The sequence below is a fragment of the Streptomyces sp. NPDC006261 genome (genome assembly GCF_040613515.1).
In the GTDB taxonomy this organism is placed as follows: domain Bacteria; phylum Actinomycetota; class Actinomycetes; order Streptomycetales; family Streptomycetaceae; genus Streptomyces.
Genome location: NZ_JBEXSI010000039.1, coordinates 1 through 15,629, shown reverse-complemented (window position 1 = coordinate 15,629; position 15,629 = coordinate 1). Strand labels below are relative to the sequence as shown.

14 protein-coding genes and 3 pseudogenes are annotated in these 15,629 nt (G+C 71.1%); 13 read left to right on the top strand and 4 right to left on the bottom strand.

What is annotated here, in order from left to right; all coding sequences use genetic code 11:
* Nucleotides 1-20: 20 nt before the first annotated feature.
* From ABZ154_RS23965 to ABZ154_RS23940, 6 genes are all read left to right on the top strand, one after another.
* On the top strand, nucleotides 21-476 hold the full coding sequence (locus ABZ154_RS23965) for an Lrp/AsnC family transcriptional regulator (protein WP_010063935.1): 456 nt from the start codon (nucleotides 21-23) through the stop codon (nucleotides 474-476).
* A 94-nt stretch (nucleotides 477-570) separates the two neighbouring features.
* Nucleotides 571-1,734: an aminofutalosine synthase MqnE gene (gene mqnE / locus ABZ154_RS23960; RefSeq protein WP_214965167.1), complete on the top strand. Its 1,164-nt coding sequence runs from the start codon at nucleotides 571-573 to the stop codon at nucleotides 1,732-1,734.
* A 137-nt stretch (nucleotides 1,735-1,871) separates the two neighbouring features.
* Nucleotides 1,872-2,408: a GNAT family N-acetyltransferase gene (locus ABZ154_RS23955; protein WP_356835749.1), complete on the top strand. Its 537-nt coding sequence runs from the start codon at nucleotides 1,872-1,874 to the stop codon at nucleotides 2,406-2,408.
* A gap of 99 nt (nucleotides 2,409-2,507) precedes the next feature.
* Entirely contained in the window at nucleotides 2,508-2,801 is a 294-nt protein-coding gene (locus ABZ154_RS23950) for a DUF4229 domain-containing protein (RefSeq protein WP_356835747.1), read from the top strand.
* A gap of 423 nt (nucleotides 2,802-3,224) precedes the next feature.
* Nucleotides 3,225-4,625: a dicarboxylate/amino acid:cation symporter gene (locus ABZ154_RS23945; protein WP_356835745.1), complete on the top strand. Its 1,401-nt coding sequence runs from the start codon at nucleotides 3,225-3,227 to the stop codon at nucleotides 4,623-4,625.
* A 199-nt stretch (nucleotides 4,626-4,824) separates the two neighbouring features.
* On the top strand, nucleotides 4,825-5,472 hold the full coding sequence (locus ABZ154_RS23940) for a TetR/AcrR family transcriptional regulator (protein WP_356835743.1): 648 nt from the start codon (nucleotides 4,825-4,827) through the stop codon (nucleotides 5,470-5,472).
* A gap of 253 nt (nucleotides 5,473-5,725) precedes the next feature.
* On the opposite strand, the pseudogene ABZ154_RS23935 reads toward ABZ154_RS23940, so the two are convergent.
* From ABZ154_RS23935 to ABZ154_RS23925, 3 genes and pseudogenes are all read right to left on the bottom strand, one after another.
* A pseudogene (locus ABZ154_RS23935) lies at nucleotides 5,726-5,815 on the bottom strand (deaminase); the annotation flags it as partial.
* Between the two features lie 233 nt (nucleotides 5,816-6,048).
* On the bottom strand, nucleotides 6,049-6,888 hold the full coding sequence (locus ABZ154_RS23930; RefSeq protein ID WP_356835841.1) for a MaoC/PaaZ C-terminal domain-containing protein: 840 nt from the start codon (nucleotides 6,886-6,888) through the stop codon (nucleotides 6,049-6,051).
* A 5-nt stretch (nucleotides 6,889-6,893) separates the two neighbouring features.
* Nucleotides 6,894-8,213 carry a 3-oxoacyl-ACP reductase gene (locus ABZ154_RS23925; protein ID WP_356835741.1) on the bottom strand — a complete coding sequence of 440 codons (1,320 nt, stop codon included), beginning with the start codon at nucleotides 8,211-8,213 and terminating at the stop codon, nucleotides 6,894-6,896.
* Between the two features lie 94 nt (nucleotides 8,214-8,307).
* Between ABZ154_RS23925 and ABZ154_RS23920 the strand changes: the two genes are divergently transcribed.
* Nucleotides 8,308-9,570, top strand: coding sequence for an acetyl-CoA C-acetyltransferase (locus ABZ154_RS23920; RefSeq protein ID WP_356835739.1), 1,263 nt, complete (start codon nucleotides 8,308-8,310; stop codon nucleotides 9,568-9,570).
* A gap of 78 nt (nucleotides 9,571-9,648) precedes the next feature.
* Nucleotides 9,649-11,543: pseudogene (locus ABZ154_RS23915) on the top strand (AMP-dependent synthetase/ligase).
* A 121-nt stretch (nucleotides 11,544-11,664) separates the two neighbouring features.
* Here the strand turns inward: ABZ154_RS23915 and ABZ154_RS23910 are convergent.
* Nucleotides 11,665-11,829, bottom strand: coding sequence for a hypothetical protein (locus ABZ154_RS23910; protein ID WP_356835737.1), 165 nt, complete (start codon nucleotides 11,827-11,829; stop codon nucleotides 11,665-11,667).
* Between the two features lie 230 nt (nucleotides 11,830-12,059).
* Between ABZ154_RS23910 and ABZ154_RS23905 the strand changes: the two genes are divergently transcribed.
* The 5 genes and pseudogenes from ABZ154_RS23905 to ABZ154_RS23885 all read left to right on the top strand — a co-directional run.
* Complete coding sequence (locus tag ABZ154_RS23905) at nucleotides 12,060-12,731, top strand: hypothetical protein (protein ID WP_356835735.1); 672 nt, start codon at nucleotides 12,060-12,062, stop codon at nucleotides 12,729-12,731.
* 14 nt (nucleotides 12,732-12,745) lie between these two features.
* Complete coding sequence (locus tag ABZ154_RS23900) at nucleotides 12,746-13,198, top strand: phage holin family protein (protein WP_356835733.1); 453 nt, start codon at nucleotides 12,746-12,748, stop codon at nucleotides 13,196-13,198.
* The gene (locus ABZ154_RS23895) at nucleotides 13,174-13,824 is read left to right on the top strand and encodes a DUF3618 domain-containing protein (RefSeq protein WP_356835731.1); all 651 of its coding nucleotides are present in this window, start codon (nucleotides 13,174-13,176) and stop codon (nucleotides 13,822-13,824) included. Before ABZ154_RS23900 ends, ABZ154_RS23895 begins: the two co-directional genes overlap by 25 nt.
* A 157-nt stretch (nucleotides 13,825-13,981) precedes the next feature.
* Nucleotides 13,982-15,052 (top strand): YihY/virulence factor BrkB family protein, encoded by a 1,071-nt coding sequence (locus tag ABZ154_RS23890; protein ID WP_356835729.1) that lies wholly within the window; start codon nucleotides 13,982-13,984, stop codon nucleotides 15,050-15,052.
* Between the two features lie 398 nt (nucleotides 15,053-15,450).
* Nucleotides 15,451-15,629 (top strand): annotated as a pseudogene (locus ABZ154_RS23885) (MarR family transcriptional regulator); the annotation flags it as partial.

Here is a 15,629-nt window from a genome sequence, read left to right as displayed (position 1 = left end):
CAATGGAAGGTTTCAGTCATATGGACGCGGTGGACAGGCAGCTCATCCAGGCCCTCAGGGAGAACGGCAGGGCCTCGTACGCCGAGCTGGGACGGCTCGTGGGGCTCTCCGGGCCCAGCGTCACCGACCGCATCAACCGGCTGGAAACCGCCGGTGTCATCACCGGCTACCGCGCCACCGTCGACTCGGCCTCGCTCGGCCTCGGCGTCACCGCGCTGATCGGGATCTCGCTCTCGGACGCGGCCGACCACGAGGACGTGGCGCGCCGGCTCAAGGACCTCGCGGAGATCGAGGACTGCTGGTTCATCGCGGGCGACGACTCGTACATGCTCAAGGTGCGGGTCGGTGACGTGGACGGCCTGGAGAAGACGATCCGGCGTCTGAGCGGTACGAAGGGCGTCTCGCGGACCCGCACCACGATCGTGCTCTCCACCAAGTGGGAGAACCGGGTCGGGGAACTGCCCGAGGAGTCGTAGGCGCGGAGCGCCGTAGAGGGGGCCCCTCCCACCCGAAGGGCGGGGGAGTACCGTGGTTCGGGTCTGTTGTACGGAGGAAATGGGAGGCGGCCAGGTGGACGCGGGACTCAAGCGCGAGCTGGAGCAGAAGGTCCGGGCCGGCGAGCGGCTGACCCGCGAGGACGGGATCGCGCTCTACGCGTCCGACGACCTGGCGTGGCTCGGCGGGCTGGCGCACGAGGTGCGCACCCGTAAGAACGGTGACGTCGTGCACTTCAACGTCAACCGCCACCTCAACATGACCAACGTGTGCACCGCCTCGTGCGCGTACTGCTCGTTCCAGCGCAAGCCGGGCGAGAAGGACGCGTACACGATGCGGATCGAGGAGGCCGTCAGCCTCGCCAAGGCGATGGAGGGCGAGAACCTCACCGAGCTGCACATCGTCAACGGCCTCCACCCCAGCCTCCCGTGGCGCTACTACCCGCGCTCGCTCAGCGCGCTGAAGGAAGCCCTGCCGGACGTGGCGCTGAAGGCGTTCACGGCGACGGAGATCCACCACTTCGAGACCATCTCGGGCCTCTCGGCCTCCGAGATCCTCGACGAGCTGATCGAGGCCGGTCTGGAGTCGCTGACCGGCGGCGGTGCGGAGATCTTCGACTGGGAGGTCCGCCAGCACATCGTCGACCACCGCACCCACTGGGAGGACTGGTCGCGCATCCACCGTCTCGCGCACGAGAAGGGGCTCAAGACCCCGGCGACGATGCTGTACGGGCACATCGAGGAGCCCCGTCACCGCGTCGACCACGTGCTGCGGCTGCGGGAGATGCAGGACGAGACCGGCGGCTTCCAGGTCTTCATCCCGCTGCGCTACCAGCACGACTTCGTGGACATGAAGGACGGCAAGGTCCGCAACAGGCTCCAGGCGCGCACGACGATGGCGACCGGCGCCGAGGCGCTGAAGACCTTCGCCGTCTCGCGGCTGCTGTTCGACAACGTGCCGCACGTCAAGGTCTTCTGGGTGATGCACGGCGTGCAGACCGCCCAGCTCGCGCTCCAGCACGGCGCGGACGATATGGACGGCTCGGTCGTCGAGTACAAGATCACGCATGACGCCGACGACTTCGGCACGCCGAACAAGCTCGGCCGCGAGGACCTGCTCGACCTGATCCGCGACGCCGGTTTCCGGCCGGTCGAGCGGAACACCCGCTACGAGATCCTGCGCGAGTACCCGGGCCCGGAGGCGGACCGGCGGGAGTCGCCGCAGCCGATGCGGGTCTGAGCCCCGGGTCCCGCCCGCCCCTGTTTCGCACGAGAGCCCCGGTCGCCGTCCCCGGCCGGGGCTTTCTCGCGCTGTCGGGGGTTTCCGCGTTCCGGACGGGGTTGAGTGGCCGAGCGGGTAATGGTTACTCTCGCACTATGCCTCTTACCTTTGAGCTGGATCCCGCGTTCTCGCCCGCCCTGCGCGACGGCATCACCGCCCTGTGGGCCGACGTCAGCAACGCGGGTGGCGCCGTGGGCTTCGTCCCACCGGTCACGGCCGAGGAGATCCGGCCCGAACTGCTCAAGCACCTGCTCGCCATCGAGGAGGGCCGCACCCGGCTGCTCGTCGGCCGCGACGAGGACGGGGCCGTCGCCGCCACCGCTTTCCTCGCGCTGAACACCCACCGGCTGATGAAGCACTGGCTCTGGCTCTACACCGTCATGGTCCATCCCCGTCAGCAGGGCAAGGGGTACGGCCGCGACCTCATGGCCGCCACCGCCGACGCGGCCCGCTCCATCGAGGGCATCGAGGCTGTCCGCCTCACCTGCCGCGGCGGCACCGGCGCCGACCGCTTCTACGCGGCCTGTGGGTACAAGGAGGTCGGCCGGGTCCCGGGTGCCATCCGGGTCGCCCCGGGCGATGACCGCGACGACATCGTCATGCTGCTCCCGCTGGGGCCGGCGGCCGCCTGAACGGGGCCCCCGGGAACCCCCTGAACCCTGAGAATTCGGGCCATGCTTCACTGGACGGGCAGGAGTATGTCGACAGTTCATGGGAAGAGAGGGCCTGCCGTGTCCGCTGCCAAGCCGAGCGCGATGATCCGGTACACGGCGTTGCGCCTGTTGATCTTCGTGGGCTGCTTCTTCGTCGCCGGTGTCGCCGTCCACTTCGGGCTGGTGCCCTCCGGTCTCGGCGGCTCCAACGTCGTCTGGGTGATGCTGCTCGGCCTCGTCCTCTCCGCCCCGCTCAGCTATGTGCTGCTGCGCAAGCAGCGCGATGAGATGTCCGAGCAGATCGTCACCACGGTCGACCGGACGAAGGCCCGCCTCGACGCCAACCGCACCCGCGAGGACGCCGTTCAGTAAGCTTCCTCACACGCGCGCCCCTCATCGGGTGCGCCCCGTGAACCATTCCGCAGGGCCCCAGGCCGGAGCAGCCGCTCCCGTGCTGGGGCTCTTGCCGTTTCCGGGGCGCCGGGAGGCGTTTCGTCCTGTCTCTCCCTGGCTTCATGGTCAAAGAAAGGCTTTGAGGTTCTCAAAGTTCAAGTGTTAACGTGTTCGATGTGAAGACAGCAGCGCGCCTCCGTCATGCCGCGAGCCCCCCGCTCGTGGCGCGCCTGCATGTCGATCTCTGCCGCTGTATGTCCGCGGTCTGTTGCCGCAAGGTCTGATACGGCATCATGCAGCGGCGCCGCCCTTGACGCGGGCGCCGCGACCCCGTCCCCGTTCCACCGCACGACCGTACGTGTGTCCTCGTACGTCCCGATGCGTCCCCACTGGAGTGTGTCCGTGTCCGCGAATCCCGCGTCCGCCGCCCCCGAGGCCGAGCGTCCGTCCACCGGCTCCGGCCCCGGTTCACGTATACCCAAGGTCCCCTTCTGGGCCCAGATCGTCGCCGGTCTGGTCCTCGGAGTCCTGCTCGGCTGGCTGGCCCGCAGCCAGGACGTCTCCTGGCTCGTCACCACGCTCGACAAGGTCGGCTCGATCTTCGTCCAGCTGCTGAAGCTGGCCGTCGCCCCGCTGGTCTTCTTCGCGATCCTGGTGTCGATCACCAACCTGCGCAAGGTCAACAACGCCGCCCGGCTGGCGACCCGCACCCTGCTCTGGTTCATGATCACGTCGCTGATCGCTGTCGCCATCGGTCTCACCATCGGCCTGCTGACCAACCCCGGCTCCGGCACCGGCCTGACGCCGAAGGACGGGAAGCTCCCCGAGCGCACCGGCAGCTGGATCGACTTCCTGACCGGCATCATCCCGAGCAACGTGATCGATCCGTTCACCGAGCTCAACGTGCTCCAGATCGTCTTCATGGCGGCCGTCGCCGGTATCGCGGCCCTCAAGCTCGGCGACAGGGCCCAGCCGATCCTCACGCTCAGCCAGTCGATCCTGGAGCTCCTCCAGAAGGCCCTGTGGTGGGTCATCCGCCTCGCCCCGATCGGCACCGTCGGCCTCATCGGTTACGCCATCGCCGACTACGGCTGGGACCTGATCGGCAAGTACGCGACGTTCACCGCCGACGTCTACATCGGCTGCCTCCTGGTGATGTTCGGCGTCTACCCGCTGCTCCTGGCCACCGTCGCCAAGGTCAGCCCGCTCCAGTTCTTCAAGGGCGCCTGGCCCGCGATCCAGCTCGCCTTCGTCTCCCGCTCCTCGGTCGGCACCATGCCGGTCACCCAGCGGGTCACCGAGCGCCTCGGTGTCCCGAAGGAGTACGCCTCCTTCGCCGTCCCGTTCGGGGCGACCACGAAGATGGACGGCTGCGCCGCGATCTACCCGGCACTGGCGGCGATCTTCATCGCGCAGATCTTCGACGTCCAGCTGGGCATCGGTGACTACGTGCTCATCGCCTTCGTCTCGGTGATCGGCTCCGCCGCCACCGCCGGTCTCACCGGTGCGACGGTCATGCTGACCCTGACCCTCTCCACGCTGGGCCTTCCGCTGGAGGGCGTCGGCCTCCTGATGGCCATCGACCCGATCCTCGACATGATCCGCACCGCCGCCAACGTCACCGGCCAGGCGCTGATCCCGGTCATCGTCTCGGCCCGCGAGAAGATCCTCGACCACGACAAGTACAACTCGGCCTCGTCCTCCTCGATCGACGCGTTCGGTCCGTCCGGCGACGACGCCGGCCGGGACGAGGACCGCGACCGCGCCTCGGAGCCGAAGGACGCGGTTCCGGTCACGGTCTAGCGGCAGCCGCCCCCCGTACGGTCCCGTCCGTACGGCCCTGAGCGCCCCTGGTCCGCCTCACCGCGAGGCGGACCAGGGGTGCTTTCGCGTCAGGGTGGCGAGAACGGACGGCCGCCGGGCGGCTGTGTGAGCGGGGCGGCCCGGCCCGCCGTACCCTTGGGCCGGGGAGCAGGGCCGTGGGGCGGGGAGGAAGTCGGACGTGGGTGCTGTGAAGAGCAAACGGATGCCACGCGCCGTGCGTGAGCGGCAGATGATGGACGCCGCGGTGCAGACCTTCGGGCAGCGTGGGTACCGGGCCGCCTCGATGGACGAGATCGCGGAGCTGGCGGGCGTGTCCAAGCCGTTGGTCTACCTCTACCTGCACTCCAAGGAGGACCTCTTCTCCGCCTGCATCCGGCGCGAGGCGGAGGCCCTGGTGGCAGCGGTGCAGGCCGGGGTGGACCCGGATCTGCCCGCCGACGGCCAACTCTGGTCGGGGCTGCGGGCGTTCTTCACCCACACCGCGGAGAACCCGGACGGCTGGGCGGTGCTGCACCGCCAGGCGCGTTCGCACGGGGAGCCGTTCATCAGCGAGGTCGTGGTGATGCGCGACGAGATCGTTGCGTTCGTGACGGGCCTGATCGGCGCCGCCGCCCGCGAGGCGCACCGCGACCCCGCCCTCGCGGACCGGGACGTGGCGGGCCTCGCGCAGGCCCTGGTGGGCGCCGCCGAGTCGCTGGCGGGCTGGGCCAACGACACCCCGGGCGTCTCGGCGAAGGAGGCCGCGGCGACCTTGATGAACTTCGCCTGGGCGGGCCTGGAGAACCTGATGCACGCCCGGCCTTGGCAGCCGCCGGTGGACGCCTAGTCAGCACACCGTTTCCGTCGGCAAGAGCACCCGGGGCGACTGGAGAGGTGCCACGCCGAACGGCAGCGGCAAGAGAAGGCCTGTGGGGACGACCCCGATGAGCAGCCCTGATAGCTGATGTGACCTGGTTGACCTGCGACGGCCCGGGGCCAGGTGGACCGGGCGGTCTGGCGTTGCCCGTGCGCCCCCATCAGGTCTTGCTCCGCACCCGCCGGCGCCGGCCTGGCGGCCGTCCAGGCCGACCGGTGCGACGTCACCCAGGGACGCCGAGCGGCGGGTGCTCCAGCACGCGGGGCTTGTACTCGACCAGCTGGATCCGGCCGTCGAAGGCGCGGTGCCGGAGCTGCCCGGTCCGGGGCTCGCTGCCGGGGCTCAGGACGATGGTGGGCTGCGGGCAGCCGAAGCCGGTGCCGGACGGCCCGGTCTCGATGGATCCGTCGCTCTCCCGGCCGGTCTCCACATAGCCGAGGACCTCGCTCCAGAACGCGGCGAGCCGCTCGGCGTCGGCGGCTTCGATGACCAGTTCACCGGTGCGGCGTGCCATGGCGGCCGGTGTAGGAACCCGGGGCGGCGGTCTCAGGAGCGCCGGGTCACCGCCCCGGTCAGGTGCACGCGCCCGTTCCCGCTCCGCAGGGCGAAGGCGTCGCCCGCCGGTTCGGCCGCGTACGTCACGGTGGTGGGCAGCAGGACGGGAGCCCTGAACTCGGCTCGTACGGTACGGAGTTCACCTGGCTGATCGTCCGCCTCGGCCAGGCAGCGGGCCACCGTCCACATGCCGTGCGCGATGGCCCGGGGGAAGCCGAAGAGGCGGGCGGTGAGCGGGTGGAGGTGGATGGGATTGCGGTCGCCGGAGACGGCTCCGTACCGCCGCCCGAGGTCACCCGGCAGCCGCCACTCGGCCACGGCGGGGAGAGTGCGGAGAGCGGGCCCCGGGGCCTTCTCCTCGCTCGTCCCGGTAGCCGCGGTCGCGTGCCGTGACAGATAGCCGCTGCGCGACTCCCACACCAGCTCTCCGCCCGTCCGCGCCTCGGTCACCATCGTGACCTCGGTGCCGCGCCGGTGTGGGGTCAACTCATGCGCGTGCACCGTCAGTTCGAGCGCTTCGCCGCACGGCACAGGCCGATGGCCGCTGATCTCGATCCAGGTGTGGACGAGCCCGACGACCGGCAGCGGGAAGTCCCGCCCGGTCATCAGCCGCATGGCGAGCGGAAAGGCCAGGACGTGCGGGTATGTGAGCGGGAGCGGCCCCGACTCAGGGAAACCGCAGATCCTGCGGTACGCGGCGAGGGGGCCGGGGGCGGCGGGGGCCGCCGGAAGGGTGAGGCGGCCGGTGGGCAGGGTGGCGCCCGGCCGGCCGGGGTGCTTGAAAGGCGAGGTGACGGCCCCGCGGAGGAGGGAGGCGCTCAGCCCGGCCACCGCGCTCACGCTCCCAGCAGGCTCTGGCCGCAGACCCGCAGCACCTGGCCGTTGACGGCGGTGGAGTCGGGCTGGGCGAACCAGGCGACGGCCTCGGCGACATCGACCGGAAGGCCGCCCTGGGCAAGGGAGTTCATACGGCGGCCCGCCTCGCGGATGAGGAACGGAACGGCCGCCGTCATCTTCGTCTCGATGAAGCCCGGCGCGACCGCGTTGACCGTCACGCCGTGGTCGGCGGCGGCGCGGGGACCGAGCGAGCGGACCAGGCCGATGATCCCGGCCTTGCTGGCGGCGTAGTTGGTCTGTCCGGTGTTGCCCGCGATGCCCGCGATGGAGGCGGTCGCGACGATCCGGCCGCCGCGCAGAATGGTGCCCGCCCTGAGCAGCTCGTCAGTGGTGCGGAGCACGCTGTCCAGGTTGACCTCGATCACCGAGGCCCAGCGGTCGGCCGGCATGTTGGCGAGGCGGCGGTCGCGGGTGATGCCCGCATTGTGGACGAGGATGCCGAGCCCGTCCGGCGCGGCGGCGGCGATGCGTTCGGCGGCGTCGGGTGCGGTGATGTCCAGGGGGAGGGCGGTGGCACCGAGGCGGTCGGCGGTGCGGGTCAACTCGCCTTGGGCCTGCGGAACGTCCAGGGCGACGACCTGGGCCCCGTCGCGGGTGAGCACCGAGGCGACGGCCGCGCCGATGCCCCGAGCGGCGCCGGTGACCAGGGCGGTACGGCCGGCGAGGGGAGCGGCCCGGTCGGGGGCGGGGGCGGGGGTGGCGGAGGTCAGCTCGATGACCTGGCCGCTGACGTAGGCGGAGCGGGGGGAGAGCAGGAAGCGGAGGGTGGACTCGGCGGCTTGAGCGCTCGCCCCCGCCGGTATCCGTACGAGCTGAACGGTCGAACCCCGCCCCGTCTCTTTGCCCAGTGACCGAACGAACCCTTCCAACGCCTGCTGCGCGGCGGCCTGGTGGTGGTCGGCGGGCGACGGCACCGTACCGAGGGCGACGATCCGCCCGCCCGGCGCGAGGGATCGGACGACGGGGTGCAGGGCGGCGTGGACGTCCCCGAGTCCGGCGGCGGTGGTGACCCCGGTGGCGTCGAGGACGATCGCGGCGGGCCGGTCGGCGTGGTCGGTGAGGGGGATCCCGGTCCGGGCGAGCACCTCCGCCACCCCCGTGACCGCCGGCGTCCCCGCCGTCAGGTGCAGCAGCGGCCCCTCCAGGTGCGGGGTCTCCAGGGTCCAGCGGCGCAGCGGGGCCGGCTGCGGCAGGCCGAGGCGGCGGGTGAGGAAGCGGCCGGGTGCTGTGCCGGTGAGGTGCAGATAGCGATCGGCCATTGTCCTGACTCCCTGCTCGGTCGTAGATTTACTCCAGAGTAAGGTTACTCAAGAGTCAGGAGCTGGTCGAGATGAGCATCCCCGGACGGACCGCATGAACATCCCCGCCCCCCGCCGCGTCGCGGTCATCGGCGGCAGCCGTACCCCCTTCGCCCGCTCGGACGGCCCGTACGCGACCGCCTCCAACCAGGACCTGCTCACGGCCGCGCTCGGCGGGCTCGTGGAGCGGTACGGCCTGGCGGGGGAGCGGGTCGGCGAGTTCGTGGCGGGCGCGGTCCTCAAGCACAGCCGGGACTTCAACCTGGCCCGCGAGACCGTCCTCGGCTCGGCGCTGGACCCGCGCACGCCGGCGTACGACATCCAGCAGGCCTGCGGTACGGGCCTCCAGGCCGTGATCGCCGCCGCCAACAAGATCGCCCTCGGTGCTGTGGAGTCGGCCATCGCGGGCGGCTCCGACACCACGAGCGACGCCCCGCTCGGCGTCAACGACGACCTGCGCCGCATCCTGCTCGCGGCCCGCCGCGCGAGGACGACGGGCGCACGCCTCAAGGCCCTTTCCGCCGTACGCCCCCGCCACCTGGTCCCGGACATCCCGCGCAACGCCGAACCCCGCACCGGCCTCTCGATGGGCGAACACGCGGCCCGCACCGCCCGCCGCTGGGCGGTGAGCCGCCAGGACCAGGACCAGCTGGCGGCCACGAGCCACCAGCGCCTGGCGGCGGCGTACGAACGCGGCTTCCTGGACGACCTGGTCGTCCCGTACCAGGGCCTGACCCGCGACCAGAACCTCCGCCCCGCCTCCACGCCCGAGCGACTCGCCGAGCTGCAACCGGTGTTCGGCACCGGCGGCCCCGCAGCCGCGACGATGACGGCGGGCAACTCCACGCCACTCACGGACGGCGCGGCGACGGTCCTGCTGGCGAGCGAGGAGTGGGCGCGGGAACACGGCTTCGAGCCCCTGGCCTACCTCACCCTCTACGAGACGGCGGCGGTGGATTACGTCGACGGCGACGACGGCCTCCTCATGGCCCCGGCGTACGCGGTGCCGCGCCTGCTGGAGCGAGCCGGCCTGGGCATCGAGGATTTCGACCTGTACGAGATCCATGAGGCGTTCGCCTCCCAGGTGCTGGCCACCCTCGCGGCCTGGGAGCAGCAGGGCCTGTCGCCACTGGACCGGACCCGTCTGAACGTGGCCGGTTCCTCGCTGGCCACGGGCCACCCCTTCGCCGCCACAGGCGCGCGGATCGTCGCGACCCTGGCCAAGCTGCTGGCGGAGCGGGAGGCCCCGGGACGGGGGTTGATCTCCATCTGCGCGGCGGGCGGCCAGGGCGTGACCGCCATCCTGGAACGCCCCTGACCACCCTTTCCGTCCCCCTGCCGGACGGACGACCCGGCGACGAAGACCCGCCCGACCCCCGCAACTGAGGAGCCGCACGTGTCAACGCCTTCATCCGCCGCCACACCCACCGCACCGGTTCTGGTGGAGCCCACGAAGAAGAGAGGCCCGGACGGGAGGGTCCAGGAGGTCTCCGTACCGGCGTTCGCGCCCCGGGTCCTGTGGGGCTCGCTGGCGGAGATCCCGTTCGACAACGCCCGCGATGCGCCCGCCGAGGCGGTGCTGAGCCGGAAGGACGCCGAAGGTGCCTGGTGGGACGTGAGCGCCGAGGAGTTCGCCGCCGAGGTGCTGGCGGTGGCGAAGGGCCTGATGGCGGAGGGGCTGCGGGCGGGCGACCGGGTCGCGATCATGGCCCGTACGACGTACGAGTGGACGCTGCTGGACTTCGCGGCCTGGGCGGCGGGCCTGGTGACGGTCCCCGTCTACCCCACCTCCTCCGCCTTCCAGGCCCGGTGGATCCTCCAGGACTCGGGTGCGGTGGCGTGCGCGGTGGAGACGAAGGAGCAGGGCCGCCTGATCAGCCAGGAGCGCAAGCAGCTGGGCGACCTGGCGCACCTGTGGCAGTTCGACACGGGAGCGGTCGGCCACCTGAAGTCGCTCGGCAAGGACATCCCCGACTCGGCCGTGGCGGCCCGCCGTGCCACGCTGGAACCCGACAGCCCCGCCACCCTCATCTACACCTCGGGCACGACGGGCCGCCCGAAAGGCTGTGTGCTCACCCACGGCAACTTCTTCGCCGAGGTGGACAACGCGATCGAACTGCTGCACCCGGTCTTCAAGTCGGTCTCGAAGGACCCGGCGTCCACGCTCCTCTTCCTCCCGCTCTCGCACGTGTTCGGGAGGATGGTGGCGATCGGCTGTATGAGGGCGCGAGTGCGCCTCGGCCACGCCCCCTCCATCCAGACGGAAGACCTCCTGGCCGACCTGGCGGGCTTCCGCCCGACCTTCCTCCTCGCCATCCCGTACGTACTGGAGAAGGTCTACAACACGGGCCGGGCGACGGCGGAGAAGATGGGCCGGGCGTCGTCGTTCGACCGGGCGGCCCGCATAGCCCAGCGCTACGGCAAGGCGGTCGAGGCCGCCGAACACGGTACGGGCCCGGGACCGGGCTTCGGCCTGCGCGCGGCCCGCGCCCTGTACGACCCGTTGGTCTACCGCCGTATCCGGGCGGCGCTGGGCGGCAAGGTCAGGTACGTGATCTGCGGCGGCTCCCCGCTGGGCCGCCGGCTCGCGTCGTTCTACGAGGGTGCGGGCATCGGCATCTTCGAGGGGTACGGCCTTACGGAGACGACGGCGGCCCACACGGTGACCCCGCCCCTCAAACCCCGTCTGGGCACGGTGGGTTGGCCGCTGCCCGGCACGACGGCGAGGTGCTGCTGCGGGGCGGCCAGGTGTTCCGGGGCTACTGGGACACGGAACGTGCGCAGCCGGTCCCGTACCTCCTGGACGGCGACTGGTTCCCGACGGGCGACCTGGGCGCGCTGGACGAGGACGGCTACCTGACGATCACGGGCCGCAAGAAGGACATCATCATCACCTCGGGTGGCAAGAACGTCACCCCCGCCCCCTTGGAGGACTGGCTCCGCGCCCACCCCTTGGTCAGCCAGTGCATGGTGATCGGCGACAACCGCTCGTACATCACGGCCCTGATCACTCTGGAGCCGGACGGCCTCCAGCACTGGCGCCAGATGGTGAGGAAGCAGGAGATGCCGCTCAGGGAGTTGGTCAACGACGAGGAGCTGCGCACGTCCCTCCAGAAGGCGGTGGACGAGGCGAACCGCCTGGTCTCGCGCGCGGAGTCGATCCGGAAGTTCGTGGTGCTGCCGGTGGACTTCACGGAGGAGCAAGGGCACTTGACGCCGTCGCTGAAGCTGAAGCGGGATGCGATCGCCCGGGACTTCGCGGGGGAGATCGAAGGGCTGTACCGGCGGTGAGGGGGCGGTTCGCTGGACAAGCGGGCGGGTGAACGCGTCCGGCCGTGTGCCCAGCGCCCGCCGGGGGCCCTGGGAGCGGCCGGCGTGCCCGTTCGGGGGCGGTTGGTGCTTCCCGGCCTCGTCAGAGGGCGTCCGGCAGCGACTTGAACGCCCCGTGCCCGGTCAGAGGGCGGACCGTACGGAAGAGGCGGTCGGAGCTGAAGACGGCCTCGGTGCGATAGGCGGCAGCGAGTGCAACGTTCATCGCCTCGGTCATGCCGGTCCCCTTGCCACCGTCCGCGTCCACTGAGTACCTCCTCGATCTCGTCGTCGGTGAGGTCAGGCAGACCGAGGCCGGGGAGCTCCATGGCGCCCCGCCCGTCGGCGGCCGGGCATCTGGAGCAGTCGAGAGGCGGGCATATCTGTCCCCCTTCGCTCACATCGCGCATGTTCGGCGTATTTGCAACCATTGGGGTGATATCGACAGTGGGGGACGCGGCACACCCCTCCCCACGCAGAGCCGACCTAGGAGGAGCCTTGAGCGACTTCGAAAGTCCGAGCCGTCCGGACAGCGGAACGACGGCGACAGCGGCGCAAACCGCACGGGACAAGGCGAGCGAAGGCACCGGGCTGGTGGCCGACAAGGCCGGTGACGTGACCGCCACCGCCAAGGAGCAGGCAGCCGACGTGGCGGGCGAGGCCGCCGCCCGGGCCCAGGATGTCGTGGGCGAGCTGCGGGACCAGCTGGAGCAACAGGCGCGCTCACAGACACAACGCCTGGCGGACAACGTACGGCGGCTGGCCGACGATCTGCAGGACATGAGCCGGAACGGTGACAGCGACTCCTCCGCCGCAGGCGCGGTGAGGCAGCTGGCGGACCGTGGGCACCAGGCAGCTTCCCGCCTCGAGAGCCGGGGGCCGGACGGGCTCCTCGCCGATCTGCAGGACTTCGCACGCCGTCGCCCCGGGGTGTTTCTGGCGGGCGCGGCACTCGCGGGCTTCGCCACCGCCCGGCTCGCCAAGGGCGCCAAGTCCGCGGACGGCGGCGCCTCGCGGTCTGCGGGCGCGGCGGACGGGAGTACGGGCCGGGGCGCGCCGGGAGTCCCGGACGCCCGCCCGACCGACCTCACTCCGTCGTACGGGGGAAGCATCGCACCCGGACCGGACCCCGTCCGGGTGAGCGAGCCGTACCCCGATCCGCAGGCGTAGAGGGGAGCCCAGCCATGGTCACACCATCTTCCGAGCAAGCCACCGCCCAGCCGGGCGCCCCGTCCGCCGGATCCACCCGCGCACCGTCGGCGGACCCTTCCATCGGGGAGCTGGTCGGCGAGATCAGTGAAGACCTCACGCAGCTGGTGCGCGAGGAGGTCGAGCTGGCCAAGGCCGAGATCAAGGAGAGCGCGACCAGAGCGGGCAAGGCGGCCGGCATGCTCGCCGGCTCCGGGTACGCCGGCCACCTGGTCTTGCTGATGGGCAGCCTGACCGCAGTCTTCGGACTCGCGCACGTGGTCGACCTGGCCTGGGCGGCGCTGATCGTGACCGGGTTCTGGGCGGTCGTTGCGGCCGTTCTCTTCGTGGTCGGCCGCAAACGCCTCAAGACGGTCAGCGCCAAGCCCGAACGCACCGTGGAAACGCTGAAGGAGGACGCGCAATGGGCACGCAACCCGACGAGCTGAAGTCCGATGTGGAAGACACTCGGGCCCACCTCGCGCACAACGTGGACCGTCTCGCGGACAAGGTCACTCCGGGGAAGGCCGCCCGGCGCAAGGCGGACGCCACGCAGCGACGGATCACCCGTGTGAAGGAGCGCGTGATGGGCGCGGCGAGCGACACCAAGGACGCCACGGCCTCAGGTACGCAGAGCGTCACGGACACCGCGGGGCAGGCGGGTGAGGCCGTCAAGCACACCGCGGACCAGGTGGGCCACTCGGTACGCCAGGCTCCCGACCGGATCACGCGGCAAACGCAGGGCAGCCCCGTCGCGGCGGGCGTCATCGCCTTCGGCGCCGGCATGCTCGCCGCCGCGTTGCTCCCCTCCACGGACGCCGAGGAACGCGTCGGCGCACGACTGCGCGAACGCTCCGACGAGTTTCTCGAACCCGTGAAGCAGACCGCCCAGGAGGTCGCTCAGGACGTCAAGGAGGAAATGCGCGGGCCTGCCACGGAAGCCGTGGACGCGGTGAAGAGCACCGCACAGGACGCGGCCCAGACCACGAAGCAGAAGGCGCAGGACGCGGGTCAGGAGGCGGGGACGGGGTTGCGCGAGGTCGGCCAGGACGCCGCCCGCGAAGCCGGCAACTGACCCGGTCGCTGCACGGACCGGTCCGGCACCGAAAGGCGTCCGGCGGCAGGCGTGGCCCCCTCCACCCGGGCCCCCACCGCCGGGCGCCTCCTCCGTCCGGCGGAATCGAGCGGCCGTGGAGTCGCCTGCCCGACGCCCCTGAGGTTGTGTGCTTCCTATGGCGAACGAACAGCACGATCACGACAGCGTGGGCCGGGAGGGAGTCCGGCCGGGTGCCGGCTCGCACGCGCAGACGGACCGGAACGCGTCCGACGCGCCCGACGCGCCCACGAAGCTCGGGAAGGGGTCGTGGGGCGCGGTGCTCAAACGCACGCTGAAGGAGTTCAAGCGGGACGAGCTGACCGATCGGGCCGCGGCGCTGACGTACTACGGCATCCTGGCCCTGTTCCCGGCCCTGCTGGTCCTGGTCTCCCTGCTCGGCATCGCGGGCAAGGAGACCACGCAGACCGTCCTGGACAACATGCAGAAGCTCGCCCCGGGAGCAGCGCGTGACGTCCTCACGAACGCGGTGACCCAGCTGCAGTCCAGCGGTGGGACGGGCTGGGTGATGGCCATCGTGGGTCTGCTGGCCGCGTTGTGGTCCGCCTCCGGCTACATCGCCGCGTTCATCCGGGCCTCGAACGTCGTGTACGACGTGCCCGAGGGCCGCCCGGCCTGGAAGGTGCTGCCGGTCCGCGTCGGCCTGACGCTGGTGCTGATGGTGCTGGCCTGCGTCAGCGCGCTGATCGTCGTGCTCTCGGGCGGGATCGCCCGCCGGATCGGGACCGCACTGGGGGTCGGTGACACGGCCATGACCGTCTGGTCGATCGCCAAGTGGCCCGTCCTGGTGTTGCTGGTGACCATCATGCTGGCGCTCCTGTACTGGGCGGCGCCGAACGCCAAGGGCCGCGGCTTCAAGTTCGTGTCGCTGGGCAGCCTGCTGGCGCTGCTGATCTGGATGGTGGCGTCCGCCGCCTTCGCCTTCTACGTCGCCAACTTCGGTTCGTACAACAAGACGTACGGCGCTCTGGCAGGTGTGATCATCTTCCTGGTCTGGCTGTGGATCACGAACCTGGCGATCCTGCTCGGTCTGGAATTCGACGCGGAAATGGCCCGTGAGCGGGCCGTCATCGGCGGCCACCCGCAGACGGAGGAGCCGTACGTGGACGCCCGCGACACCCGCAAGTGGACCGATGAGGACCGCAGGTCCATGGGGGACACCGGCCCCTCCGACCCGCGCTCCGACTGAGGCCGCCGCCGGCGAAGGCGGGCTGGGGGCGCGGCCGGGGCTCGGGGCTCGGGGCTCGGGCCCCGAGCCCCGGGGCGGCCGGTTGGGGGTCGGCCGGTTCACTCCTGCGGGGGTACGTGGGCGGGGTCCCGGCCCGAAGCCCGGGTTCCGGGACTCGGGCGTCGGGATGCGAGACCCGGGATCCGAGCGCCTTCTTCAACCGGCAGGTAAGAGAAGGGGTCTGGGAAAACCTCCCCTACCTCCCCGCCCCGTCACGGCCAGCAAGTATGACTAATCGTGACAGCTTGCGGCGCAGCGTCACGACTGCTTACGGTTCGAGAACCAAGCGACCCCGACACGGTGTTGGCACACCAGGCCGGGGTCTGACCGCAAGATCGCTACCCTAGAAAGTCGATCCCGTGGCTACCCAGCACCTTAGTCCTGACCTGCGCACCGCCGCACGGCCCACCGCGTACCCGATGGCGAAGCCCGGCTACGGCAAACGCACGGCGCCGGACCAACGCCCACGCATGCCGCACGACTTCAGCCTGCTGCCTGTGCGTGAGCGGTACGTCGCCGCCTTCGTCGACCGCCTTCC

Coding starts and splice junctions, on each gene's coding strand:
- ABZ154_RS23965 (WP_010063935.1), top strand. CDS start 21: ATGGACGCGGTGGACAGGCAGCTCATCCAGGCCCTCAGGGAGAACGGC.
- ABZ154_RS23955 (WP_356835749.1), top strand. CDS start 1,872: ATGCCTCTTACCTTTGAGCTGGATCCCGCGTTCTCGCCCGCCCTGCGC.
- ABZ154_RS23925 (WP_356835741.1), bottom strand. CDS start 8,213: ATGGCCGATCGCTATCTGCACCTCACCGGCACAGCACCCGGCCGCTTC.
- ABZ154_RS23920 (WP_356835739.1), top strand. CDS start 8,308: ATGAACATCCCCGCCCCCCGCCGCGTCGCGGTCATCGGCGGCAGCCGT.
- ABZ154_RS23900 (WP_356835733.1), top strand. CDS start 12,746: ATGGTCACACCATCTTCCGAGCAAGCCACCGCCCAGCCGGGCGCCCCG.
- ABZ154_RS23895 (WP_356835731.1), top strand. CDS start 13,174: ATGGGCACGCAACCCGACGAGCTGAAGTCCGATGTGGAAGACACTCGG.
- ABZ154_RS23890 (WP_356835729.1), top strand. CDS start 13,982: ATGGCGAACGAACAGCACGATCACGACAGCGTGGGCCGGGAGGGAGTC.